Below are 21,152 nucleotides of genomic sequence, written 5' to 3'. Positions count from 1 at the left end.
GCGTACAGGCCGGAACGTGGGAGCGTGGGGTTCGGACCGTTGGTAATACGACGGTCGTACCGCCGGTTGTTCGGTGGGCCCCGGCTCGTTCGGTGGGCCCCGGCCCTCGAACCCCCGACACAGACGCACGAGAGGGAAGCCTGATGCGGGACGCGTACCACGAGGAACTGGACTCGATCAGCGACAGTCTGGTGGAAATGGCCCGGCTGGTCGGATCGGCGATCGGGCGCGCCACCACCGCCATGCTCGACTCCGACCTGAAGCTGGCCGAGGCCGTCATCGAGGCCGACCAGAAGGTCGACGAGCTCCAGCACGACCTGGAGGCCCGGGCCATAGCCCTGCTGGCACGGCAGCAGCCGGTGGCGACGGATCTGCGCATCGTCGTCACGTCGCTGCGCATGTCGGCCGATCTGGAGCGCTCGGGCGACCTCGCCCAGCACGTGGCGAAGCTCGCGCGCCTGCGCTACCCGGACCGCGCGGTCCCGAGCGACCTGCACGCCACCATCCTGGAGATGGGCCAGCTCGCCCAGCGCCTGATGGCCAAGGCCGCCGAGGTGATCATCACCAAGGACGTCGACCTGGCGCTCCAGCTGGAGCAGGACGACGACGAGATGGACCTGCTGCACCGCACCCTCTTCCAGCACCTGATGGACGACCGCTGGAAGCACGGCATCGAGACGGCCGTGGACGTCACGCTGCTGGGCCGTTACTACGAGCGGTTCGCCGACCACGCGGTCTCGGTCGCCAAGCGCGTGGTGTACCTGGTGACGGGCGAGCACGCCGACGAGCTCCAGGCGGACGTGCAGCCGGAGATCCAGGCGGTGAAGACGGAGGCGGAGAGCGCCTGAGCGCGGAGTGGGAGTGGGCCGGGGGTAGGGGTCCGCTGGGGGCGGTCGAGGGTCGGCCGGGGCGCGCGCAAGCCTCAGTGCGCCGTTGATGCGCCCAGCGGAACGGGCGTCCAATGGGCACAGGCACCAGCCTCGAGGAGGAACCCATGGCCGATTCCCCCAGCACGCCCGACCCCACGCAGGAGCGCGAGACCGAGCAGCCCGCCGAGGTCAGGAACCTGACCCTGATCGCCGCGTGCGGCTGCGGCTCGGGCTGCGGCTGCGGGTGTCAGTCGGGCAGCCCCTGCCAGTGCGGCTGAATTCCGTAGGGCTCCGGTGGTTCGCCGCCGGGGCCCTACGGCGTTGAGGTCGCCCGCGTGCTCGTACGGGCGGAGCATGGGACTGAAGGGTTCGTACGGAAGGAGGCGCGAGCCATGGCGAAGTTCATGGACGTCCACCACAGCATGAAGGGCATCACGGAAGAGCAGCTGCGCGAGGCCCACAACGCTGACCTCGCCATAGAGGGCGAAGAGCGCGTCCACTTCGAGAGGGCCTGGGCGGACCCGGAGTCCGGCCACGTCTACTGCCTCTCCGAGGCGCCCTCGGCCGAAGCGATCCAGCGCGTTCACGAGCGCGCCGGGCACAAGGCCGACGAGATCCATCCGGTGCCGCTGTCGATCCAGTGAGGTGAGCCGGGCGACCGGCCGGCCGGCCGCTCACGGGGCGCTCCGGCAGAACCGGGTCGCGACAGCGGCGTCCTCCAGTCGCTGCTCGCCCCAGTCGCCGTTGCGGTTCATGGTCATGACCTGCCGGCCGTCCGCCGAGGCGAGGGTCCGGGTCGCGGAGCCGGGGATCATGCCGCCGTGGCCCCAGGCCCAGCAGCCCTCCGCGAGCTTGAAGTGCCGTATGCCGAGTCCGTAGACGTCCTGCGGACCACCGTGCCCCTTGTCCCCGTCGACGGGGACGGCGTCGAGCAGTTGCCGCTGCTGTGCGGGCGGCAGCAGCTCACCGGCGAGCAGCCCGGACAGGAAGGTGTTCACATCGCCGACCGTCGAGATCATCTGCCCCGCGGAGAAGGCGACCGTGGGGCTGAACTCGGTGACGTCACGCACCTTCGCCCCCGGCCCGTCCTCGAACAGCGTGGAGTAGTGCCTGGCGTGGGGTGAGGGCAGTCGGGGCGAGGCACCCGGCACGCTCGTGCCGCGCAGGCCGAGGGGCCGTATGACGAGGCGCTCGACCTCGTGCGCGTAGCCGCGGCCGGTGGCCTTCTCCACGACCATGCCGGCGAGGACGTAGTTGGTGTCCGAGTAGTCCCACCTGCCGGGGCGGCCGGGCCTGCTGCCCTGCTCCGGCTGGAAGTTCGGCGGGTGGGCGAGGGCGATGTCCACCAGGTCCTCCGGGGACCATCGGACGTGCCGGTTGCGGTCGAACTCGTCGCCCGCGTACTTGGCCCGGAAGCCGGCGTCCATGTTGTAGTCGAAGATCCCGCTCGTGTGGTTGAGCAGGTGCCGCACGGTGATGTGCCGGGGCCGGTAACCCTTGCCGTGCACGACCCCCGGCAGCCACTCGGCCACGCTGTCGTCCAGGGACAGCTTCCCCTCGGCTTCGAGCTTCAGGAGCACGGTGGCGGTGAAGGTCTTGGTCACGCTGGCGATGCGGAACCTCTCGTGGGTGCTCCGCGGCCGCTCGGAACCGAGCCTCCGGACTCCGGCCCGGGCGTCCCACACACCGTGCCGGTCGCGTACCTGGGCGATGACGCCGGGGGTGCCCCGGGCGACGATCTCGTTCAGCACGGCCTGGGTCCTCTGGTGTGCTGCCTGGGCCGCGGGCCGGCCTTCTGTCTGTCCTTCTGCCGGTAATCGGGGCGGAGGGGGGTGGGAGGGACCGGCCAGGGCGGTGGTGGCGACGGCGAGCGTGGCAAGGCCGGCGAGGGCGGTCAGGGCGTTGAGGAGGAGACGCGACGACTTCTGCTGTCCGTGGTGGGCCATGGGAACAGCTCATCAAGCGCCGACGCCGCAGACCATCGGGAACATCCCGGAACGGGATCAGGGGCCGGAGGCGGAACCCTCCGGGACCTGCCCTAGGGCCTCCGCGGCAGGCTCCTCCTGCTGCTGCTTCCCCTGCTTCTCCCCTTGCTTCTCCCCTTGCTTCTCCTCCGTCGTCGCGTCCGGCAGCCGCCGCATCAGCAGCCCGTATCCCAGCCCGGCCAGCGTCCCGACCACGGCGCACAGTCCCCACAGCCACTCCGCCCCGACCCGGTCGATGACGAAGCCGGACAGCAGCGGGGCGACGAGGGCGGCGACGGACCAGGACATCGTGTACATGCCCTGGTAGCGGCCGCGGCCGTGCAGCGGGGACAGCCGGACGACCAGGCCGGTCTGCGTCGGGGCGTTGACGATCTCGGCCAGCGTCCAGACGCACACCGTGAGGGCGATGACGCCGACCGACCCGGCGAACGCGGTGAGCGCGAAGCCGTACCCCGCGAGGAGGGAGGAGAGGATGAGCAGCCGGCGGGGGTCGCGGTGCTCGATGAACCGGGTGACGGGGATCTGGAGGACGACGATCAGTACGCCGTTGACGGCGATCGCCATGCCGTACTCGGCCGGCGTGAACCCGGCCTCGCCCATCGCCACCGGCAGCCCCACCGCCCCCTGCTGGAAGATCAGCGCGACGAGGAAGGACAGCCCGACGACGCTCATGAAGCGCCCGTCGCGCAGCACGGTGCCGAGGCTGACGGAGTCGTCGCGGTCGGCCTTGGCGCTCACCGTCTCGGCCTTCTCGGCCCTCTCGGCCGTCTCGGCCGTCTCGGCCGTCTCGTCCGTCTCGTCCGGCTTCGATTCCGGCAGCCTCAGGAAGACGAGGATCGCGCAGGCCATCGTCATACCGGCCTCGATCAGGAAGCCGGCACGGTAGCTGACCTCGGCGATGAACCCAGCGGCCATGGAGGACACGGCGAAGCCGAGGTTGATGGCCCAGTAGTTCAAGGAGAAGGCGCGGATACGGTCCTCGGGCCGCACGATGTCCGCCATCATCGCCTGCACGGCCGGTCGGGAGGCGTTGCTCGCCATGCCGACGAGGAAGGCGACACCGGCGATCGCCACCGGATCGTGCACGAACCCGAGGAGCGCGACGGACACGGCGGTCGAGGCCTGGGCGATGAGAAGCGTCGGCCGCCGGCCCAGCCGGTCGGTCATCACCCCGCCGCCCAGCGAGGAGATCACTCCGCCGAGCCCGTGCAGGGCGGCGACCAGACCGGCGTACGTGGCGGAGTAGCCGCGGTCGAGCGTCAGGTACAGCGCCATGAAGGTGGCGACGAAGGCGCCGAGCCGGTTGACGAGCGTGCTGGTCCACAGCCACCAGAACTCGCGGGGCAGCCCCGAGACGGTCTCCTGGACGGCACGTCTGGCGCGGACGGCGTACGGCATGGACTCCCCCGGTTGTAAGCGGCCGCGCGTAAGTGGCGCACGCAGGAGTCACACATTACGAGCGGCTGCTTGACGGCGGCCACTCAATTAACGGATCCGGTCAAGCGTCCGCCTGCCGGGCAGTCACGCGAACGGGCGAATGCGTGGATTACGCTCTGGGGCATGGCCGACGCACCGTACAAGCTGATCCTCCTCCGCCACGGCGAGAGCGAGTGGAACGAGAAGAACCTGTTCACCGGCTGGGTGGACGTCAATCTCACCGCGAAGGGCGAGAAGGAGGCGACGCGCGGCGGCGAGCTGCTCAAGGACGCCGGCCTGCTCCCCGACGTCGTGCACACGTCCCTCCAGAAGCGCGCCATCCGCACGGCGCAGCTCTCCCTGGAGTCCGCCGACCGCCTCTGGATCCCGGTCCACCGCAGCTGGCGCCTGAACGAGCGCCACTACGGCGCCCTGCAGGGCAAGGACAAGGCGCAGACGCTCGCCGAGTTCGGCGAGGAGCAGTTCATGCTGTGGCGCCGGTCCTACGACACCCCGCCCCCGGCGCTGGACATCGACGCCGAGTACTCCCAGTTCTCCGACCCGCGCTACGCGACCCTGCCTCCGGAGCTGCGCCCGCAGACGGAGTGCCTCAAGGACGTCGTCAACCGCATGCTCCCGTACTGGTTCGACGCGATCGTCCCGGACCTGCTGACGGGCAAGACGGTCCTGGTCGCGGCCCACGGAAACTCGCTGCGCGCCCTGGTCAAGCACCTCGACGGCATCTCCGACGAGAACATCGCGGGCCTCAACATCCCGACGGGCATTCCGCTGTCCTACGAGCTCGACTCGGACTTCAAGCCGGTGAAGCCGGGGGGGACGTACCTGGACCCTGAGGCGGCTGCGGCTGCCATTGAGGCGGTCAAGAACCAGGGGAAGAAGAAGTAGCTCGACGCCCATCAGGCCCCCGACCTGCGGTTTGTTCGCGGGGCGGGGGCTTTTTGGTGGGGTGGGCTGTTTCTGGGCGGTCAGAGGCCGCTTCCGAGGAAAGGGCTGCGCCGGGTCTGCCGGTACTCCTCGTAGAGCCGGTCCCCGGTCACGCAGCTGCCGACGGCCTCGCCGTCGTCATCCACGGTCCGACAGTCCCGGCACGCGGGGCAGTGCAGCAGCATGCGCAGGTACGCGGCTCGCTCGGGGGCGTTCGGGCACTGGTGGTCCTCGTTCTCGTAGTGATCGCACAGGGTGCGGACGGACCGGGCGAGGCGTTGCGTGTGAGCGACCTGGGCAGACAGGCTGCGGCCGGGCTGGACACTCAGCCGCAACCGCGCTTCCCCGACACAGAACAACGCACAAACCCTCGCCACGCTCTCTTCGGGCAGAGCCAGCGCCGCCGTCTCGACCTCGGGAACGGCCAGCATGAGATGTCCGTGCAGCTGGAGCGTGAGCGTCTCCAGCCTGTCCGGCGGGGGCACCTCGGTGTCCGTCGCGCGGAACCGGTCCGCGCAGGCACGCATCGTCTCGAGGTCCAGCGATGGTGCTGCCTTGCCCTTGGGCGTGGTCATGACCCGTCCTCGTCACCGAGGCAGCGACCCGTCATCGCGAGAGCCAGAACGTCGACCGCCATGCCCAGCCGACCCGGCCGGACGACGGGCACAGCCCAGTACGACGCTTGCCCGTACTCGTCGAGCTCGATGCGGTCGGCTCGCGGCACTCCGAGGTACGTGCCCTGGCCCAGGCACTCCGCGACCGGCGTGCACCACATCTGTGCGGTGCCGGGCGGTACGAGGGCGTAGTAGCGGCGGAAGCCCGGATCGTGAATGACCGGGGCGCCGCTGAGGCACCGGGCCAGCCGATCGCTCACCGTGTCCCGATCGGCGCTCGCGACCGCCCGATGCACGACCCGCTCAGGCAGACGAACCGCCTCGAAGACCCTTCCCAACGGAATCACGGCGAGCTTCGCGGCACTGCTCCACTCTCCACGCGCGGTGTCCGGTGACGGATGAGCGGATGCCAGCCACCGCTCGACCATCCCGCAATTCGACGAACTCACCGGGGATGGGCAGGAGACCCCCGGGAACCTAATCTCCGTCATGTCGACGCTCCTCAGCAGCGTTGGCCACGCCCCGGGACCGGTCGCACGGTCGCCGGGGTCCTTGCAGGAAGACCCTTGCGCCAGGCGCCGATTACTCCCATCCCAAGCCCCATAGGAGCGCCCTATATTGGAGCTATGGGGGACTTCCGCACGGACCTCTGGTCCCATCCCGCACTCGCCTCAGCCGTCACCGAGGAAGACTGGGGCCAGGTCTTCCGCACCTACCGCAAGCTCACCGGCCTGAGCCAGACCAAGCTCGGTGAACGCATCGGCCTGGTCCAACCCGACGTCTCCGACATCGAACGCGGACAGCGCCGAGTCACCTCGCTCGAAGTACGGCAGCGCATCACGGCCGGGCTCGAAATCCCACCGTTCCTGGCCACTCCGGGGGAGCAACCGAATCCGACACCGGTCCCCGCGCTCTCCCTCGCCGGCCCCGGCCCCGACGAGGACCTCCTGGCCCGTGTCACGAGCGTCGTCGACACGACACACCGCGTGGACGCCCCCACCCTGGACTGGCTGGACCGCCTGCTCGCCGAACACCGCCGCGCAGAGGACGTGATCGGCTCCCGCCCCCTCGTCGAGGTGATGCGCCGACAACTCCACACCGTCGTCGACCTCTACGCCGCTGCCAGTGGCCCGCTCGCCGACCGAGTGGTCCGTCTCGCCTCCGAACACGCCCAATTCCTCGCCTGGATGGCCCAGGACCAAGGGCAGACGGCCGCCGCACTGGCCTGGTACGACCGCAGCCACGAATGGGCCCTGGAAGCCGGCGACGCCGACATGGCCGCAACCACCCTCAGCATGAAGGCTCACATGGCCTGGTCCGGCGGACGCGGCACCCGCTGCGTACGACTCGCCGAAGCCGCCCGCTGGTCCGCCCCCGGCACATCCCTCGGCGTCCAGGGCATGGCCGCCCAGATGGCCGCCCGCGGACACGCCCTCAACGGCGACGCCGACGACGCCGAACGCCACCTGGGCGACGCGCGGACCCTCATCAGCCGGGCCGCCGAGCACCCCGAGGACGAGCCCCCGTGGATGTACTTCTACGGCGAAACCTGGTTCACCCTGCAACGAGGCATGGCCGCACTGCACCTACGGAACTGGCACACAGCCGTCACCCACCTCACCACCGGACTCAACGCCCTACCCGACGACTACCGACGCGACAGAACCTGGTACCAGTCCTGCCTCGCACACGCCCTCGCCGCCGCCGGTGAAGCACCTCAGGCCCTCACGGTAGCCACGACAACCGTCCCCGAGGCCTCAGCCATCGGCCGCCCCCACTCCTGGAACGAACTCCACACCACAGCGGCGGTTCTCCTGCGACGCGGGGCCAGGGAAGGACACCAACTGGTTGCCGCCTTGCGAGATCGCGACTGAACGGACGCCTCGCCATTGGCTCCGATATTCGGTGGCGGAGCCGTTCCGGGCCGGTTCACCATGCCCCATGGTCTCGGATGAGCACACCCGTGAACGAGAGTTGGCTCGGTGGACGCAGGCGACCGTCTACCCCGATATGTGGGTCGATCCGGGCGACGACCCCCGCGAAACCGACACCGAAGTCGTCGATGAGCGCAGCACCCTGCTCGAGAACCTGCGCCACTACCGGCTGACCCTGGAGATGAAGTGTGCGGGGCTGGACGCCGAGCAGATGGCTCGGCGGTCCGTTCCGCCGTCGACCATGTCTCTGCTCGGGCTGGTGCGGCACATGGCTGAGGAGGAGCGGCATTTTCGGCGGGTGATGGCCGGTGAGGACGCGCCGAAGCTGTATCGGACCGAGGAAGACCGGGACGGCGACTGGAACGGTGCCGTCGCCGACCCGGGGGTCGTGGAGGATGCCTGGCGGCAGTGGCGGGTGGAAGTGGAGCTCACCGATCGGTATCTGGCCGGCGTCGGCGATCTCGCATCCCGGAACGCCGGGTTCTCCGACCTCGGGCCCGAACCCGGTGGACAGCTTCAGCTGCGCGATGTCCTGGTGGCGCAGATCGGGGAGTACGCGCGGCACTGCGGCCACGCCGATCTTCTGCGTGAGCTGATCGACGGGCGGGTCGGCCAGTGATCGACGCCGGGTCTCCTTACCTGGGACGTAATCGACGCTCCTGCGGTGTCCCGACAGTCTGGGCTTCATGACGCCTACCACCACCGCGGACGCGACCCGCGCCACCGTTCAGAAGTTCCTCGAGCTCCGTCTCGCCGGGGACACCGAGGGGCTCACCGCGCTCTTCGCCGACAAGGTCGACTGGGTGCTCGCCGAGAATCCGGGAGTGCCGTGGATACGTCCGCGGTCCACCGCTGCCGAGTGTGCCGCGCAGGCAGCGGAGTTGATGGAGTACACCGTGCCCGAGGATGCCCGGGCTTCCGTCGACGCCCTTCTCGTGGACGGGAACGACGCCGTGCTGACGGGGCATGTGTCGGGGACCGTACGGGCGACGGGGAAGTCCTTCGAGGGACCGTTCGCGCTGCGGCTCACCGTCGAGGGCGGGCGGATCACGCGGCACCACCTCTATGAGAACAGCCTGTCCATCGCCGAGGCTTGCATCCCGTGATCATTCCCGTCGGACCAACCGCCAGTACTGCCGCCTCTCCTCGTCCCGTACGACCACGCCCAGCCGCAGCAGTTCACCGCGCAGCTCCCGGGCATCGTCGGCGTCGTCCGAGTTCTTTCGGGCCCGCGCGCGTGCCCTGAGCAAGGCGTCCGCGCCCTCGGGCAGGCCGGGCGTGCCGGGGACCCAGCGGCGGTAGTCGGCTCGGTGGGGGTCCTGCTCCGCCCAGGGGTAGCCGTGGGCGGAAAGCGCGGCGGTGAGGCGGGGCCAGGACAGGCCGCAGTGCTCCCGGGCCGACTCCAGGCCCTCCGGGGACAGGACCACGAGTTCCTTGCCGTCCCGGAACAGTGCCGCGATCTCCTCGCGGGCGAACGACCGGGCGCTGTCCCTGATGGTGAGGGTCACGTGCGTGTCGGAGATGCTCACCGACAGCGACTCGTGCACGGCGGTGAAGCCCAGCAGCAGGCCTGCGAGTGCGCCCACGGTGACCGTGCCGAGGGTGAGGGCGGGTTCCGGGACCGAGGTCAGGAGTTCGGCCGGGCCCTCCAGCGGTGCCCACGGCAGGCTCAGCAGCCAGCGGGCGAGGAGAGGGAGCAGGGCGCCGGCGGCGGCACCGCAGCCGACGCAGAAGAGCACGATGGCCCAGGTCGATTCCGCGAGTTCGGCTCCCATACGGACCTTCTTGGCTTCCTCCATGAGACAGAGTCTCGGGACGTGCCGTCCGTCCTGTCATCAGCCGTTGGTCTACGTACTCCCGACTTTGGTCTCACGGATGCATCCGCGCTCCCTTCACCACCTTGTCCACCGCGTTCCTCGGGCCGTAGACCAGGAGGCCGACCAGGTCCAGGTCCGCCGTCGGGACCGCCCGTACGGCCGCGCGGTTGTCGCGGTCGTTGCCGGTGGCGAACAGATCGGACGTGAAGATCGCACGGGGGAGGGAGCGGGACAGGGTCCTGGTGTGGGCCATGGTCAGGGTTTCCTTCGTGGCCTCGAAGACCATGACCGGCTGGCGGAACATCGGGAGGCAGGACACGCCGTCCGCGTCCTCGTACGTTTCGCCGATCACTTCGGGGAGCTGCGTTCCCAGGCCGCTGACCAGGAACGATGTGACGTTGAGGCGCTGCCAGGGCTCCAGGTCCTCGCGCAGCAGCACGGCGATCTTCGTGTCGAAGCGGATCGGCTCGACCGGGTCGACCGGCTCCGTGGATTGTTCGGTGTTCATGATGCGAGCGTGCCCGGCAGCACCCGCCAGGGTCTTGTACGTTTTTTGCATGGCCTCCGAGTCCTCCCGGATTTCTAGGTCCTCCCGGACCGTCTCCGCCTGGCGGCCCCCCGTCGCGGGTGTCGTCGAGGTCTTCCACGCGCGGTTCACCGAGTACGCGTATCCGATGCACGTCCACGAGGCCTGGACGCTGTTGATCGTCGACACCGGCGCCGTGCGGTACGACCTCGACCGGCACGAGCACGGCACGCCGCACGACACCGTGTCGTTGCTGCCGCCGCATGTGCCGCACAACGGCTCTCCCGTCACGGCGGAGGGCTTCCGCAAGCGGGTCCTGTATCTCGACGGGACGTATCTCGGCGACGAGCTGATCGGGGCCGCCGTCGACCGGCCCGATCTGCGCGATCCGTTGTTGCGGCGGCGCGTCGGGCAGTTGCACGGCACGCTGCTGCGGCCCGGTGAGGAGCTGGAGGCCGAGAGCAGGCTGATGTTCGTCGGGGAGCGGCTGCGCGGGCATCTGCGGGGCGACCTCGCCGCACCCCGGCCGGCCGATCCCGTACTCGCGCGGCGGCTGCGCGAGCTGCTGGACGAGCGGGTCGTCGAGGGGATCGGGCTGAATGAGGCCGCTGGAATCGTCGGGGCCCATCCGGCCCATCTCGTACGGGCGTTCAGTGCCGCCTACGGCATCGCCCCGCATCAGTATCTGACGTCGCTGCGCGTGGGCCGTGCCCGGCGGCTGCTGCTCGACGGGCGGACGCCGAGCGAGGTGGCGGTGGCGACCGGGTTCTACGACCAGTCGCATCTCACCCGGCACTTCCGGAAGTTGGTGGGGGTGCCGCCCGGGCGTTTCAGCGCCGGCTGATCAGCGCTCCGGGCGCTGCGTCAGGTGCGCGAACGCGTCCAGGTTGCGCGTCGACTCGCCCCGGGACACCCGCCACTCGTACTCCTTGCGGATCGCCGAGGCGAAGCCCAGCTCCAGCAGGGTGTTGAAGCTGCCGTCCGCCGCTTCCAGGACCTGGCCGAGCAGACGGTCCAGTTCCTCGGCGGTGACGGCGGCGAGGGAGAGCCGGCCGGTGACGTAGACGTCGCCGTGCTGGTCGACGGCGTAACTCACGCCGTAGAGCTTGAGGTTGCGTTCCAGCAGCCAGCGGTGGACGGCCGGTTCGTTCTCGTCGGGGTGGCGGATGACGAAGGCGTTCAGGGAGAGGGAGTGGCGGCCGACGATCAGGGAGAGCGTGGTCTTGAGCTTGCGGGTGCCGGGGAGCTGCGCGACGTACGTGCCGGGCTCGGGGCTCTCCCACTCCAGGTCGGCGTCCTTCAGCACTCCCTCGATGACCTGTGCCGCGCGCTGTTCCTGACCGGTTTCACCCATGGTGCGAGCGTACGCGACGGCGGTGCGCCTGCATCGCGGCCGTGTAGACGTCCGCCGTGGCAGCGGCCGCGGTGTCCCAGCCGAAGGACTGGGCGTGGCGGGCGGCCTGCGCGCCCATGCGGGGCGCCAGTTGCGGGTCGTCGGCGAAGTCGCGCAGCACGCGCGCGTAGTCGGCGGGGTTGTGGCCGCCTACGAGGAAGCCGGTGTGTCCGTCGCGTACGGCCACCGGGAGGCCGCCGACCGCCGCCGCGAGCACCGGGGTGCCGGCCGCCTGGGCCTCTATGGCGACCAGGCCGAAGGACTCGCTGTAGGAGGGCATGACCAGGAGGGAGGCGGCGCGGAACCAGTCCGCGAGCTGTTCCTGGCCGACCGGCGGGCGGAACCGTACGACGTCCGCGATGCCGAGGCGTGCGGCCAGCTTCTGCAGGCCCTCGGGCTTGGCGAGGCCGCTGCCGCTGGGGCCGCCGACGACGGGGACGAGGATGCGCGAGCGGAGTTCGGGGCGCTCGTCGAGGAGGACGGCGACGGCCCGCAACAGCACGTCGGGGGCCTTCAGCGGCTGGATGCGGCCCGCGAAGAGCGGGATCAGGGCGTCCTGGGGCAGGCCGAGACGGGCCCGGGCGGCGGCGCGGCCGTCGGCGGGCGAGAAGCGGGTCAGGTTGACGCCCGGGTGGACCACGGCGAGCTTGTCGGGGTCGGCCGCGTAGTGCCGGGCCAGTTCGTCGGCCTCTTCGGTGGTGTTGGCGATGAGGCGGTCGGCGGCGGCGACGATCTGGGTCTCGCCGATGACGCGGGCGGCCGGCTCGGGGCTGTCGCCGTCGGCCAGGTTGGCGTTCTTGACCTTGGCCATGGTGTGCATGGCGTGCACCAGGGGGACGCCCCAGCGCTGGGCGGCGAGCCAGCCGACGTGGCCGGAGAGCCAGTAGTGGGAGTGGACCAGGTCGTAGTGGCCTGGGCGGTGGCCTGCCCAGGCCTGCATGACGCCGTGGGTGAAGGCGCACAGCTGGGCGGGGAGGTCCTCCTTGTTGAGGCCCTCGTAGGGGCCGGCGTCGATGTGCCGGACGAGGACGCCGGGGGCCAGTTCGACGGTCGGCGGGAGGGCGGCGGCGGTCGCGCGCGTGAAGATCTCGACCTCGACGCCCTGCGCGGCGAGGCGCTGAGCGAGCTCCACGATGTAGACGTTCATGCCGCCGGCGTCGCCGGTGCCCGGCTGGTGGAGCGGGGAGGTGTGCACGGAGAGCATGGCCACCCGGCGGGGCCTGCGGTGCAGCCTCAGGCGCGCGGGCGCGGACGCGGAGCGCCGCCCGAGCCTGCCGATGTACTGGCTCACGTGGCGTTCCTCCTCGCTCCGGGCATGCCTCACGCAGGACGCGCTGTGCCCTGCACGGGGTGAACACCGGAAGAGGGCGCTCCATTTCCCTGTTCGTTTCCCTGTTCGCGACTTTTACCGAATCATTACCGGTCGCCGCTCAACCGTTCGAGGGTTTGCGGCTCCCGCAGCCTCCGGGCCCAGGAGCATGGCCGACAGGTGAACTCGATCGGAAATCGCAGGTCACGGGCGTTGTCCCGGTCGTGAAAAGGCTGCCGATCCCGGTTCCGCGGACAACCGGGCTCCCGCCCCACCGGTCACAACCAACGAAAGGATCGACAACTGCCACACGGAGGTTATGCAATGCCCTCTCGCCTCATCGGCCGCCGGATGTTACGCGCGGCGACGGTTCTCACGCCCGTTCTCGGCATAGGCCTGGCCATCCCGATCGCCCTGGCCGGCCCGGCCGCTGCCGCGGCACCGACGGCCACCGCCTCGGTGAACGAGTACGGCTGGCACCTCACCTACACGGCCGCCCCCGGGCAGGCCAACAAGGTGGCCATCGCCCAGTCGTACACCGGCGACCGCTCGCAGTTCACCTATGTGATCGACGACGTCGTCCCGATCAGCGCCGGGAACGGCTGCGGCCACCCCGACAGCGCGGACCTCACCAAGATCTCCTGCACGGTCGAGGCCCCCGAGAGCCAGTCTCCGCTCAACTCCATGGAGATGGACCTCGGCGACGGCGTCGACACCGCCTCCTTCGACAACGGCACCGACCAGGTCTACTACTTCAACACGGTCGAGCTGGGCGACGGCGACGACCAGTGGACGGGCGCCACCGGCAGCCGCGTCGACGGCACTTCGGTGCGGGGCGGCGCGGGCGACGACACCCTCAGGGCGGGCGCGCTCGGGTACGCCGGCGGCGGGGCGGGCGACGACACCCTCTACGCCGGCATCGAGGGCGAGATCGTGGACGGCGGCGCGGGCGACGACGTCCTGCACGGCGGTGCGGGCGACCAGATCCTGCGCGCCGACGACGGTGACGACACGGTCTACGGCGGGGCCGGTGACGACGAGATCTACGGCGGCAGGGGCAACGACATCCTGCACGGGAACAGCGGCGCCGACCGGATCTGGGGCAACAGCGGCGACGACGAGCTGTACGGCGGGCCCGGCACGGACACGCTCTCCGGCGGGCCGGGCAGGAACATCGTCCGTCAGGACTGACGGCTCCTCTCAGGACTGACGGCTCCTCCCAGGACCGACGGCTCCTCTTTCGAAGGGGGACGCGGGGCCGATGAGTTTCCGCGTCCCGGGGCGTCTGACTCACTGAGGAGAGGAGAGGGTCACGATGAAGCTCGTGGTGCAGGAGTTCCTGACGCTCGACGGTGTCTCCCAGGGGCCGGGCGCCCCGGACGAGGACACCAGCGACGGTTTCGAGCGGGGCGGCTGGTTCGTGCCGCATCTGGACGAGGAGTTCGAGCGGTTGGCCGGCAGCTGGCTCGGTGAGGCGGACGCGCTGCTGCTCGGCCGCCGTACCTACCAGAACTTCGCCCGGGACTGGCCGACGATGACCGACCATCCCGCCGCCGCCGTACTGAACGGCCTGCCGAAGTACGTCGCCTCCCACAGCCTGACCACGGCCGGCTGGAACCCGACCACGATCCTGTCCGGCGACGTCCCGGCCCAGGTGGCGGAGCTGAAGCGGCTGCCCGGCCGGGAGATCCAGATCCACGGCAGCGCCCGGCTCGCGCAGTCCCTGCTGGCCGCCGGGCTGGTCGACACGCTGCGGCTGGTGATCGCCCCGGTCGTGGTGGGGCAGGGCCGCCGCCTCTTCCCGGACGGCGGGGCACCGGCCGGGCTGCGGCTCAGCGACCACCGGACGACGCCGGGCGGCCTGTCGGTGCATGTCTTCGAGTCGACGGGGGTTCCCGAGTTCGGGACGTACGGGGCCGGGGCCGGCACCTGAGGACACCCGGGGGCTGCTCCTCAAGGCCGCATACCCTCGTACGCATGACATCCCGCCAGGCGACCCGCCCCCGCGTCGTGGGAACGGTGACGCGCGGGACGACCAACCCCAACCGCCTGCGCCGTATGGACCGCTGGATCGCGGCCACGCACGGCGCGGAGCTGCGCCGTGCCGCCGACCCCGTCACCGTCGACCTCGGCTACGGCGCCGCCCCCTGGACGGCCGTCGAGCTGCTGCACCGCCTGCGTACGGTCGCGCCACGCGCGCGCGTGGTGGGCGTCGAGATCGAGCCCGCCCGGGTCGCGGCGGCGCTGCCGTACGAGCGGGCGGGGCTCGTCTTCCGGCACGGCGGCTTCGAGATCCCCCTCCCGCAGCGGCCCCTGCTCGTCCGGGCGGCGAACGTGCTGCGGCAGTACGAGGAGGGCGAGGTCGCGGCCGTGTGGGAGCGGCTGTGCGGGCGGCTCGCACCGGCCGACCCGGCCACCGGTGCGCGCGGCGGGCTGCTGGTCGAGGGGACCTGCGACGAGATCGGGCGGCGGCACGTGTGGGTCGCGCTCGGCCCGGAGGGGCCGCGCACGGTCACCTTCGCGACCCGGCTGGGCTCCCTGGAGCGCCCTTCGGATCTGGCGGAGCGCCTGCCGAAGGCGCTCATCCACCGCAATGTCCCGGGCGAGCCGGTGCACGCCTTCCTGCGCGACTTCGACCGCGCCTGGGCGGCCGCCGCGCCCTACGCCTCCTACGGCGCCCGCCAGCGGTGGATCCGGGCGGTACGGGACGTGACGGCGGACTGGCCGGTGGCGGACGGGCCGGTGCGGTGGCGGCAGGGCGAAGTGACGGTGCGGTGGGAGGCGTTGGCCCCGCGGGGCTGACCTCTCCGGCATGGACGACCGGCACGGACCGAGATGGTCTGCCGGGAACGATCTCTTTGAGTCGTTCGTCACACAGGCGGGGAGATCGAATGCCGGGGGCATACCGATGCGGGGGTGGCGGGAAGCACTACCCCTGTCGCTTTGGGCGCCGTCGTGGCAGCATCCCCAGACGAACCGGATGTTACTGACGGTTAATCAGTTGGGGGCTGAGGTATGGCAACGGGCAAGCGTGGCCTGATCGCGACGGCTGTGACCGTGGTCTGCGCGATCACCGTGCTGGCGGCACCGGGCACGGCGTTCGCGAGCCCCGGCCCTGAGCCGACGCCGAGCGCGAGCCCGACGCCCGGGCCCAGCAAGGACCTCGAGGCCGTACGCAAGAAACTCGACAAGCTCTACCGCGCCGCGGGCCGTGCCACCGACGAGTACAACGCCGCCGAGGAGAAGGCGGACAAGCAGTCCGCCGAGATCGTCGAACTGGCCAAGAAGATCGTCAAGGGCAAGGAGAAGCTGGCCAAGCTGAAGGACCGCGCCGGCGCCTCGGCCGCCGCGCAGTACCGCGGGGGCGGGCTGCCGCCCGAGGCCCATCTGACGCTCAGCGACGACCCGCAGGAGTTCCTCGAGGGAGCGGTCCGGGTCCGCCAGGGCCAGCACGCGGCCAAAGGCCTGATCGGCGAACTGAGCCGCACCCAGGAGGACTTGGAGCAGTACGCCAAGGACGCCTCCGCGCAGTGGAAGAAGCTGGAGGCGGGCCGCAAGGCCAAGGCCGCCGCGCAGAAGAAGATCGAGAAGCAGATCGAGCAGGCGGAGAAGGTCGAGTCCGAGCTGCGGAAGGACGAGCAGAAGCGCCTCGCCGAGCTGGAGAAGGCGGCCGCGGCCAAGGCTCAGTCCGCCTGGCTCGGCTCCGGCGTCCTCGACGAGATCAGCGGCAAGGCGACCGAGCAGGGCAGGAAGGCCGTCGAATACGCTACGGCCCAGATCGGCAAGCCGTACCAGTGGGGCGCCGAGGGCCCGAAGACCTACGACTGCTCCGGCCTGACCTCACAGGCCTGGATAGCCGCCGGCCGCGGCATACCTCGCACCTCGCAGGAGCAGTGGAAGCAGCTGCGGCACATCGACGTCCAGGACATGCGGCCCGGCGACCTCATCATCTACTTCGACGACGCCAGCCATGTCGCGATGTACATCGGCGACGGGGCGATGGTGCACGCCCCGCGGCCCGGACGGGACATCACCGTCGCGGGAGCCGGATCCATGCCTATCCTCGGGGTGGTACGGCCGGATCCCGGCACCGACGCCGGGTGAACATATCGGGCATCAGGCACCTTTGGTGACCTGGCCCACGTGACCCACCGCACGCCGGGCCCCCTGACAAACGCGGCGCTGACGTGACGTTCGTCATCTCCGCAGCATCTCCGGCCTGTCCAACTGCGGCACATATCGCGGCATATGACACTGGCCGATGGCGTAGCGGCGTGGCTCACACCATTCCAATGCGGCGCCGACACCCGCTATGGTCCCCGTCGGTGGGTCGAGGTCCCTCGCCCCCGCCATGCCCTCGGGGGGAGGGAAGGAACCCAAGACGATGCCCGTACCCATACCGCGGCAGAGAGCGATCCCGGCCGTGGAGAGTGGTCAGGCGCAGGCCGCGTCCCCGTGCGCCCGCTCCGCCGAGGACTCCGTCAAGGACGCCTCGACCGCGGCCCCGCGCACACCGGACACCGCCGGGAACAGCACGGAGAAGGTGGAGAACAACACCGCCCACACCAATCTGACCCTGCTGCTGATCGAGGACGACCCGGCCGGTTCGCCGATCGTGCCGGACATGCTCGACCAGGCCGGCAAGCCGATCCGCGTCCGCACGGCCCGCAATCTGACCGAGGCCGGGCGGCTGCTGACCGACGACGTCCACTGCATCCTGCTGGACCTGGCGCTGCCCGCGCCGGGCCACAGCGACTCCGAGGACGAGCTCGCCGTGCTCAAGCACGTGCTGGAGCTCGCGCCCCGGCATGCCGTCCTGGCGCTGACCGCGTCGGGCGACGCCGAGCGCGGCGCGGAGGCGGTGCGCGTGGGCGCCCAGGACTATCTGTTCCGCGACGAGCTGGACGGCAGGCTGCTGAGCCGCGCGATCCGCTACGCGGTGGAGCGCAAGCGTTCCGAGTCTGCCGAGCGCCGGCTCGCCGAGGGCCGCCTGCGGGCCCAGGAGAACCGCCGCCTGGAGCGCGGTCTGCTGCCGACCCCGCTGCTGGAGGGCTCTCCGCTGCGGTTCGCCGCCCGCTACCGCCCGGGCCGCTCGCGCGCCCTGCTCGGCGGTGACTTCTACGACGTCGTCCGCACGCCGGACGGCACCGTGCACGCGATGATCGGTGATGTGTGCGGTCACGGCCCGGACGAGGCCGCCCTCGGGGTGGAGCTGCGGATCGCGTGGCGCGCCCTGACGCTGGCGGGCCTGTGCGGCGACCAGCTGCTGGGCACGCTCCAGCAGGTGCTGGAGCACGAGCGGGCCGACGACGAGATCTTCGCGACGCTGTGCACGGTGGACATCGCGCCGGACGGCCGCCGCGCCGGCCTGTGCCTGGCGGGTCACCCGTCGCCGCTGCTGGCCCGCCCGGGCAAACCGGCCCGTCTGCTGCCGTACGACAACAACGGACCGGCCCTCGGGCTGCTGCCGGGTGCCCGCTGGCCGCGTACGCAGGTGGAGCTGGGTGCCGAGTGGAGCCTGATGCTCTACACCGACGGCCTGATCGAGGGCTATATCGGCCAGGGCCGGGAGCGGCTCGGCCAGGACGGCATGACCGAGATGATCCGCCGCCAGTTCGCCGAGGGGCTGCGGGGCGAGCGGCTGCTGCGTGCGGCGGTGAACGAGGTGCGCGACCTCAACGGTGGCGAGCTGACGGACGACGTGGCGGTACTGCTGCTGGACCGGGTGCCGTAGCCCCGGGCTCCGGCGCTGCCCAGGCGGTGCCTACGGGGGTTTACCGGCCGCCGTTCCAGGGGCCGTACGGGCCGTCGCTGCTGGAGCCCCGCTGGCTCCGGCCGCCGCCGGGGAGCGCGCGGATGGCCGGGCGGACGTCGACCATGTACACGATCGTCGCGATGAGCCCGATGATCGGCAGGAACGACAGGATCGGGAAGAGCAGGTTCACCACGAAGGCCAGACCGAGGATGATCAGCCAGAACGGCTTGGTCTTCTTGTCGGCCGCGCGGTACGCGTCCTCCCGCCGCACGGCGGCGTCGAACAGAGCGAAGCCGCTGAAAATGATCAGGGCCATGCTCAGAAGCCACATAAACCCTGCGAAGCCCTGCATCAGCACAACGTCCACCACCAGACTCGGCTCGTCCCTACGCGGTCACCGTACCCGTACAACGGGCCGGACACCCCCCAGGGTGCCCGGCCCGCGTCACAGCCTCCGTGCCTACTTCGCCGGCGGCGTCTTCTTGGCGACGGGCTTGCGCGCCGGAGCCTTCTTGGCGGCGGGCGCCTTCGTCTCCGGGGCGGCCTGGGGCTTGGCGCCGGCGGGCTTCGCCGGCTCCTCCTTGACCTCGACCGGCTCGGCCTTCGGCTCGACGGCCACGGCCAGCTCCTCGACGCCCTCGGCGACGTCCTCGATGCCCTCGGCGGCCTCGCCGCGCCAGGTCCGCACGGCCTGCTCGCCGTGCTCGGCGACCTTCTCGTAGGTCTCCCGGGCCTTGACGGCGTACTCGGCGGCCACGCCGACCCCGCGCAGCGCGAAGTCCTGGGCGTTCTCGCCGAACTTCTTCAGGTCGGCGTCGAGGTTGCTGCCGAGCTTCTTGAAGTCGGCGTCGAGGGAGCCGATGAAGCCCGTGACCTTGGTCTGCAAGGTCTCCTGCGTCTCCTTGACGCGGGCGGTGGCCTCCTTGGCCCGGGCGGACGCCTTCTCCTGGACGGCCTTGGTGTCGGTGTTGCGTACGGCGTCGATCCGCGCCGGAGCCTCGGCCCGCAGCTGCTCCACCAGGGCCGGCACCTTCTTCGCCTGCTGGAGGGCGAGGTCGGCGGTGCCCGCCGCGAAGTAGAGCGGAGTCGGGTCGCTGAGGGTCTTGCGCAGGTCGTCGGTGATGGCCATGGTGAGGGTCCTCCCGGATTCTTTCTCGCTTGAGGGTTCGGCTGAGGGTGGTGTGATCCGCAGCGGAGCGGCCGGTGCCCTGGTCCGGCTCAGCCGGCCGTCTGCTGCGGGTCGGTGTCACTGCCGCCGGTGGCCTTGCGGGTCCGGCGGGCGGCGGGCGTACCGCCGGTGTTCTTGCGGGGGCGGCGGGTGGCGGACGTGCCGCCGGATTCCTTGCGGGTGCGGCGGGCGGCCGGCGCACCGTCTGTTCTCTCGGGGGTGCGGTCCCCGACGGGCCGGCCGCCGTCGGCCGTGCGGGTCCGTCCGCGTATCTCGGTGCCGCCGTCCGGGGCGTCCCCGTCCGTGCCCGCCGCGCCTTCGGCGACCACGGCCTCGACGATGGCGGCGCCGTCGCCGGGGCCGTCGGAGCCGTCGCCGGTCCCGAACCCGTTCTCCTTGCGGAAGGACTCGTAGATCTGCAGCAGCACCTGCTTCTGGCGCTCGCTCAGGGTCGGGTCCGCGAGGATGACGGCACGCGTCTCCACCTCGTCCCGGTCCCGCTCGGCGTCGAGGATGCCGGCCCGCACGTACAGCGTCTCGGCGGAGATCCGCAGGGCCTTGGCGACCTGCTGCAGCACCTCCGCGCTCGGCTTGCGCAGCCCGCGCTCGATCTGGCTCAGATACGGATTGGACACCCCGGCGGCGTCGGCGAGCTGCCGCAGCGACAGCTGCGCGTTGCGCCGCTGCTCGCGCAGGTAGTCACCGAGATTGCCGACGTTGAGCGATGCCATGCACTCCACGGTGCCGCATCCCGCTAACTATTGCAAGCACCCGCTTGCAATAGTGCGCCATGCCACCCGGATGCCACGAGGAAGGCGCTGTGACGACGGAGACGCTGGGCAAGAAGAGAGCTGCGCCGAGCCGGTCGTCACGCAGGGCGTCGTCACCCTGCTGAGCGGGCTGCGCGGCCGGCCCCGGCAGCGCTCCCTCGAGAACCACCTGGCCGCGGAGCCGGCCCGGCTCCGTCATGAGAAACCGCCCGTCGATCCCGCCGACGAGGCACTCGCGATGAAGATGATCCGGCTCGCCGACACCGAGCCGGCGCTCCGCACGGCGTGGCCGATGGCCTGCGACCAGACGGAACGCGAGCTGTGCGTGATCACCGGCGACCGTCCCGCGCGCCCGGCCGACGATGTGGAGGCGCGGACACACGCCGCTGCCGCGGCCGCGGTCGTACGGGTGCTGGAAGAGCACATCGGCGCCGCCTCCTCGCCGACGCCGACATCACGGAGTTCACCGACGTGGAAGCCGTCTCCCGGCGTTTCACCGATGCCATTCGCACGCCACCGGCGGAGCCGTCGGCGATCCCGTCGTGCGACTCGAATGGACCGGCCCGGCGGGTGACCGGCTGTACGTCGAGCGCCGGAACAGTGGTGGCACCGTCGGCGATTGACCTCTGGGTGCCGTGCTCCTCTCACGCC

The 21,152-nt window shown here is 70.9% G+C and carries 25 protein-coding genes; 14 read left to right on the top strand and 11 right to left on the bottom strand.

Annotated features, from left to right (window positions below; all coding sequences use genetic code 11):
* Window positions 1-143 precede the first annotated feature (143 nt).
* The 3 genes from phoU to ACFT32_RS28670 all read left to right on the top strand — a co-directional run bounded on the left by phoU (window position 144) and on the right by ACFT32_RS28670 (window position 1,513).
* Window positions 144-848: a phosphate signaling complex protein PhoU gene (gene phoU, locus ACFT32_RS28680; RefSeq protein WP_382494983.1), complete on the top strand. Its 705-nt coding sequence runs from the start codon at window positions 144-146 to the stop codon at window positions 846-848.
* Window positions 849-994: 146 nt separating this feature from the next.
* Complete coding sequence (locus ACFT32_RS28675) at window positions 995-1,147, top strand: hypothetical protein (protein ID WP_382494980.1); 153 nt, start codon at window positions 995-997, stop codon at window positions 1,145-1,147.
* A gap of 114 nt (window positions 1,148-1,261) precedes the next feature.
* The gene (locus ACFT32_RS28670; RefSeq protein WP_382494977.1) at window positions 1,262-1,513 is read left to right on the top strand and encodes an SCO4226 family nickel-binding protein; all 252 of its coding nucleotides are present in this window, start codon (window positions 1,262-1,264) and stop codon (window positions 1,511-1,513) included.
* 30 nt (window positions 1,514-1,543) lie between these two features.
* On the opposite strand, the gene ACFT32_RS28665 is transcribed toward ACFT32_RS28670, so the two are convergent.
* Complete coding sequence (locus tag ACFT32_RS28665; RefSeq protein ID WP_382494974.1) at window positions 1,544-2,815, bottom strand: serine hydrolase domain-containing protein; 1,272 nt, start codon at window positions 2,813-2,815, stop codon at window positions 1,544-1,546.
* 57 nt (window positions 2,816-2,872) lie between these two features.
* Window positions 2,873-4,252 carry an MDR family MFS transporter gene (locus tag ACFT32_RS28660; RefSeq protein ID WP_382494971.1) on the bottom strand — a complete coding sequence of 460 codons (1,380 nt, stop codon included), beginning with the start codon at window positions 4,250-4,252 and terminating at the stop codon, window positions 2,873-2,875.
* Between the two features lie 162 nt (window positions 4,253-4,414).
* Between ACFT32_RS28660 and ACFT32_RS28655 the strand changes: the two genes are divergently transcribed.
* A complete protein-coding gene (locus tag ACFT32_RS28655) occupies window positions 4,415-5,176 on the top strand; it encodes a phosphoglyceromutase (RefSeq protein WP_382494968.1) in 762 nt (253 codons plus the stop codon).
* A gap of 80 nt (window positions 5,177-5,256) precedes the next feature.
* Here the strand turns inward: ACFT32_RS28655 and ACFT32_RS28650 are convergent, their stop codons facing one another.
* Complete coding sequence (locus tag ACFT32_RS28650) at window positions 5,257-5,790, bottom strand: DUF6415 family natural product biosynthesis protein (RefSeq protein WP_382494965.1); 534 nt, start codon at window positions 5,788-5,790, stop codon at window positions 5,257-5,259.
* Window positions 5,787-6,257: a hypothetical protein gene (locus tag ACFT32_RS28645; RefSeq protein ID WP_382494962.1), complete on the bottom strand. Its 471-nt coding sequence runs from the start codon at window positions 6,255-6,257 to the stop codon at window positions 5,787-5,789. Before ACFT32_RS28645 ends, ACFT32_RS28650 begins: the two co-directional genes overlap by 4 nt.
* 198 nt (window positions 6,258-6,455) lie before the next feature.
* Between ACFT32_RS28645 and ACFT32_RS28640 the strand changes: the two genes are divergently transcribed.
* The 3 genes from ACFT32_RS28640 (at window position 6,456) to ACFT32_RS28630 (ending at window position 8,869) form a co-directional block, all read left to right on the top strand.
* The gene (locus ACFT32_RS28640; protein WP_382494960.1) at window positions 6,456-7,703 is read left to right on the top strand and encodes a helix-turn-helix domain-containing protein; all 1,248 of its coding nucleotides are present in this window, start codon (window positions 6,456-6,458) and stop codon (window positions 7,701-7,703) included.
* 67 nt (window positions 7,704-7,770) lie between these two features.
* The gene (locus ACFT32_RS28635; RefSeq protein WP_382495900.1) at window positions 7,771-8,382 is read left to right on the top strand and encodes a DinB family protein; all 612 of its coding nucleotides are present in this window, start codon (window positions 7,771-7,773) and stop codon (window positions 8,380-8,382) included.
* A gap of 67 nt (window positions 8,383-8,449) precedes the next feature.
* Window positions 8,450-8,869 (top strand): nuclear transport factor 2 family protein, encoded by a 420-nt coding sequence (locus tag ACFT32_RS28630; RefSeq protein WP_382494958.1) that lies wholly within the window; start codon window positions 8,450-8,452, stop codon window positions 8,867-8,869.
* Here the strand turns inward: ACFT32_RS28630 and ACFT32_RS28625 are convergent, their stop codons facing one another.
* Window positions 8,870-9,562, bottom strand: a complete 693-nt coding sequence (locus tag ACFT32_RS28625; RefSeq protein ID WP_382494955.1) for a hypothetical protein — start codon at window positions 9,560-9,562, stop codon at window positions 8,870-8,872. It lies immediately after the preceding gene.
* A gap of 70 nt (window positions 9,563-9,632) precedes the next feature.
* The gene (locus ACFT32_RS28620; RefSeq protein WP_382494953.1) at window positions 9,633-10,088 is read right to left on the bottom strand and encodes a DUF2000 family protein; all 456 of its coding nucleotides are present in this window, start codon (window positions 10,086-10,088) and stop codon (window positions 9,633-9,635) included.
* Window positions 10,089-10,137: 49 nt separating this feature from the next.
* Between ACFT32_RS28620 and ACFT32_RS28615 the strand changes: the two genes are divergently transcribed.
* On the top strand, window positions 10,138-10,950 hold the full coding sequence (locus tag ACFT32_RS28615; RefSeq protein WP_382494951.1) for an AraC family transcriptional regulator: 813 nt from the start codon (window positions 10,138-10,140) through the stop codon (window positions 10,948-10,950).
* Here the strand turns inward: ACFT32_RS28615 and ACFT32_RS28610 are convergent, their stop codons facing one another.
* Both ACFT32_RS28610 and mshA read right to left on the bottom strand, forming a co-directional pair.
* Window positions 10,951-11,460: a YbjN domain-containing protein gene (locus ACFT32_RS28610; protein WP_382494948.1), complete on the bottom strand. Its 510-nt coding sequence runs from the start codon at window positions 11,458-11,460 to the stop codon at window positions 10,951-10,953.
* On the bottom strand, window positions 11,453-12,790 hold the full coding sequence (gene mshA / locus ACFT32_RS28605; RefSeq protein ID WP_382494946.1) for a D-inositol-3-phosphate glycosyltransferase: 1,338 nt from the start codon (window positions 12,788-12,790) through the stop codon (window positions 11,453-11,455). Before mshA ends, ACFT32_RS28610 begins: the two co-directional genes overlap by 8 nt.
* Before the next feature lie 369 nt (window positions 12,791-13,159).
* Here mshA and ACFT32_RS28600 point away from each other — a divergent pair, with 369 nt between their 5' ends.
* The 5 genes from ACFT32_RS28600 (at window position 13,160) to ACFT32_RS28580 (ending at window position 18,542) form a co-directional block, all read left to right on the top strand.
* The gene (locus ACFT32_RS28600; RefSeq protein WP_382494944.1) at window positions 13,160-13,999 is read left to right on the top strand and encodes a calcium-binding protein; all 840 of its coding nucleotides are present in this window, start codon (window positions 13,160-13,162) and stop codon (window positions 13,997-13,999) included.
* A gap of 124 nt (window positions 14,000-14,123) precedes the next feature.
* Window positions 14,124-14,741 (top strand): dihydrofolate reductase family protein, encoded by a 618-nt coding sequence (locus tag ACFT32_RS28595; protein ID WP_382494941.1) that lies wholly within the window; start codon window positions 14,124-14,126, stop codon window positions 14,739-14,741.
* A 44-nt stretch (window positions 14,742-14,785) separates the two neighbouring features.
* Window positions 14,786-15,610, top strand: a complete 825-nt coding sequence (locus ACFT32_RS28590; protein WP_382494939.1) for a class I SAM-dependent methyltransferase — start codon at window positions 14,786-14,788, stop codon at window positions 15,608-15,610.
* A gap of 213 nt (window positions 15,611-15,823) precedes the next feature.
* On the top strand, window positions 15,824-16,912 hold the full coding sequence (locus ACFT32_RS28585) for an NlpC/P60 family protein (protein WP_382494936.1): 1,089 nt from the start codon (window positions 15,824-15,826) through the stop codon (window positions 16,910-16,912).
* Between the two features lie 280 nt (window positions 16,913-17,192).
* Window positions 17,193-18,542: a PP2C family protein-serine/threonine phosphatase gene (locus ACFT32_RS28580; protein ID WP_382494933.1), complete on the top strand. Its 1,350-nt coding sequence runs from the start codon at window positions 17,193-17,195 to the stop codon at window positions 18,540-18,542.
* A 40-nt stretch (window positions 18,543-18,582) separates the two neighbouring features.
* Here the strand turns inward: ACFT32_RS28580 and ACFT32_RS28575 are convergent, their stop codons facing one another.
* From ACFT32_RS28575 to ACFT32_RS28565, 3 genes are all read right to left on the bottom strand, one after another.
* Window positions 18,583-18,915: a DUF2516 family protein gene (locus ACFT32_RS28575; protein ID WP_382495898.1), complete on the bottom strand. Its 333-nt coding sequence runs from the start codon at window positions 18,913-18,915 to the stop codon at window positions 18,583-18,585.
* Window positions 18,916-19,023: 108 nt separating this feature from the next.
* Window positions 19,024-19,692, bottom strand: coding sequence for a hypothetical protein (locus tag ACFT32_RS28570; RefSeq protein WP_382494930.1), 669 nt, complete (start codon window positions 19,690-19,692; stop codon window positions 19,024-19,026).
* A gap of 89 nt (window positions 19,693-19,781) precedes the next feature.
* On the bottom strand, window positions 19,782-20,462 hold the full coding sequence (locus ACFT32_RS28565; RefSeq protein WP_382494927.1) for a helix-turn-helix domain-containing protein: 681 nt from the start codon (window positions 20,460-20,462) through the stop codon (window positions 19,782-19,784).
* Window positions 20,463-20,532: 70 nt separating this feature from the next.
* On the opposite strand from ACFT32_RS28565, the gene ACFT32_RS28560 reads away from it, so the two are divergent.
* A complete protein-coding gene (locus ACFT32_RS28560) occupies window positions 20,533-21,075 on the top strand; it encodes a hypothetical protein (protein WP_382494924.1) in 543 nt (180 codons plus the stop codon).
* Window positions 21,076-21,152 lie beyond the last annotated feature (77 nt).

Source organism: Streptomyces sp. NPDC057002 (genome assembly GCF_042673825.1).
Lineage (GTDB): Bacteria > Actinomycetota > Actinomycetes > Streptomycetales > Streptomycetaceae > Streptomyces.
Note: the sequence above shows the minus strand (reverse complement) of the source record. Positions and strands in the feature narration are given on the sequence as shown.

Excerpts from the sequence above, each read along its gene's own strand:
- ACFT32_RS28670 (WP_382494977.1), top strand. The coding sequence starts at position 1,262 with ATGGCGAAGTTCATGGACGTCCACCACAGCATGAAGGGCATCACGGAA.
- ACFT32_RS28610 (WP_382494948.1), bottom strand. The coding sequence starts at position 11,460 with ATGGGTGAAACCGGTCAGGAACAGCGCGCGGCACAGGTCATCGAGGGA.
- ACFT32_RS28660 (WP_382494971.1), bottom strand. The coding sequence starts at position 4,252 with ATGCCGTACGCCGTCCGCGCCAGACGTGCCGTCCAGGAGACCGTCTCG.
- ACFT32_RS28615 (WP_382494951.1), top strand. The coding sequence starts at position 10,138 with ATGGCCTCCGAGTCCTCCCGGATTTCTAGGTCCTCCCGGACCGTCTCC.
- ACFT32_RS28575 (WP_382495898.1), bottom strand. The coding sequence starts at position 18,915 with ATGCAGGGCTTCGCAGGGTTTATGTGGCTTCTGAGCATGGCCCTGATC.
- ACFT32_RS28640 (WP_382494960.1), top strand. The coding sequence starts at position 6,456 with ATGGGGGACTTCCGCACGGACCTCTGGTCCCATCCCGCACTCGCCTCA.
- ACFT32_RS28570 (WP_382494930.1), bottom strand. The coding sequence starts at position 19,692 with ATGGCCATCACCGACGACCTGCGCAAGACCCTCAGCGACCCGACTCCG.
- ACFT32_RS28585 (WP_382494936.1), top strand. The coding sequence starts at position 15,824 with ATGGCAACGGGCAAGCGTGGCCTGATCGCGACGGCTGTGACCGTGGTC.
- ACFT32_RS28645 (WP_382494962.1), bottom strand. The coding sequence starts at position 6,257 with ATGGTCGAGCGGTGGCTGGCATCCGCTCATCCGTCACCGGACACCGCG.
- ACFT32_RS28565 (WP_382494927.1), bottom strand. The coding sequence starts at position 20,462 with ATGGCATCGCTCAACGTCGGCAATCTCGGTGACTACCTGCGCGAGCAG.
- ACFT32_RS28665 (WP_382494974.1), bottom strand. The coding sequence starts at position 2,815 with ATGGCCCACCACGGACAGCAGAAGTCGTCGCGTCTCCTCCTCAACGCC.
- ACFT32_RS28625 (WP_382494955.1), bottom strand. The coding sequence starts at position 9,562 with ATGGAGGAAGCCAAGAAGGTCCGTATGGGAGCCGAACTCGCGGAATCG.
- ACFT32_RS28590 (WP_382494939.1), top strand. The coding sequence starts at position 14,786 with ATGACATCCCGCCAGGCGACCCGCCCCCGCGTCGTGGGAACGGTGACG.
- ACFT32_RS28600 (WP_382494944.1), top strand. The coding sequence starts at position 13,160 with ATGTTACGCGCGGCGACGGTTCTCACGCCCGTTCTCGGCATAGGCCTG.
- ACFT32_RS28630 (WP_382494958.1), top strand. The coding sequence starts at position 8,450 with ATGACGCCTACCACCACCGCGGACGCGACCCGCGCCACCGTTCAGAAG.
- phoU (WP_382494983.1), top strand. The coding sequence starts at position 144 with ATGCGGGACGCGTACCACGAGGAACTGGACTCGATCAGCGACAGTCTG.
- ACFT32_RS28580 (WP_382494933.1), top strand. The coding sequence starts at position 17,193 with ATGCCCGTACCCATACCGCGGCAGAGAGCGATCCCGGCCGTGGAGAGT.
- ACFT32_RS28650 (WP_382494965.1), bottom strand. The coding sequence starts at position 5,790 with ATGACCACGCCCAAGGGCAAGGCAGCACCATCGCTGGACCTCGAGACG.
- ACFT32_RS28655 (WP_382494968.1), top strand. The coding sequence starts at position 4,415 with ATGGCCGACGCACCGTACAAGCTGATCCTCCTCCGCCACGGCGAGAGC.
- ACFT32_RS28675 (WP_382494980.1), top strand. The coding sequence starts at position 995 with ATGGCCGATTCCCCCAGCACGCCCGACCCCACGCAGGAGCGCGAGACC.
- ACFT32_RS28635 (WP_382495900.1), top strand. The coding sequence starts at position 7,771 with ATGGTCTCGGATGAGCACACCCGTGAACGAGAGTTGGCTCGGTGGACG.
- ACFT32_RS28595 (WP_382494941.1), top strand. The coding sequence starts at position 14,124 with ATGAAGCTCGTGGTGCAGGAGTTCCTGACGCTCGACGGTGTCTCCCAG.
- ACFT32_RS28620 (WP_382494953.1), bottom strand. The coding sequence starts at position 10,088 with ATGAACACCGAACAATCCACGGAGCCGGTCGACCCGGTCGAGCCGATC.
- ACFT32_RS28560 (WP_382494924.1), top strand. The coding sequence starts at position 20,533 with ATGCCACGAGGAAGGCGCTGTGACGACGGAGACGCTGGGCAAGAAGAG.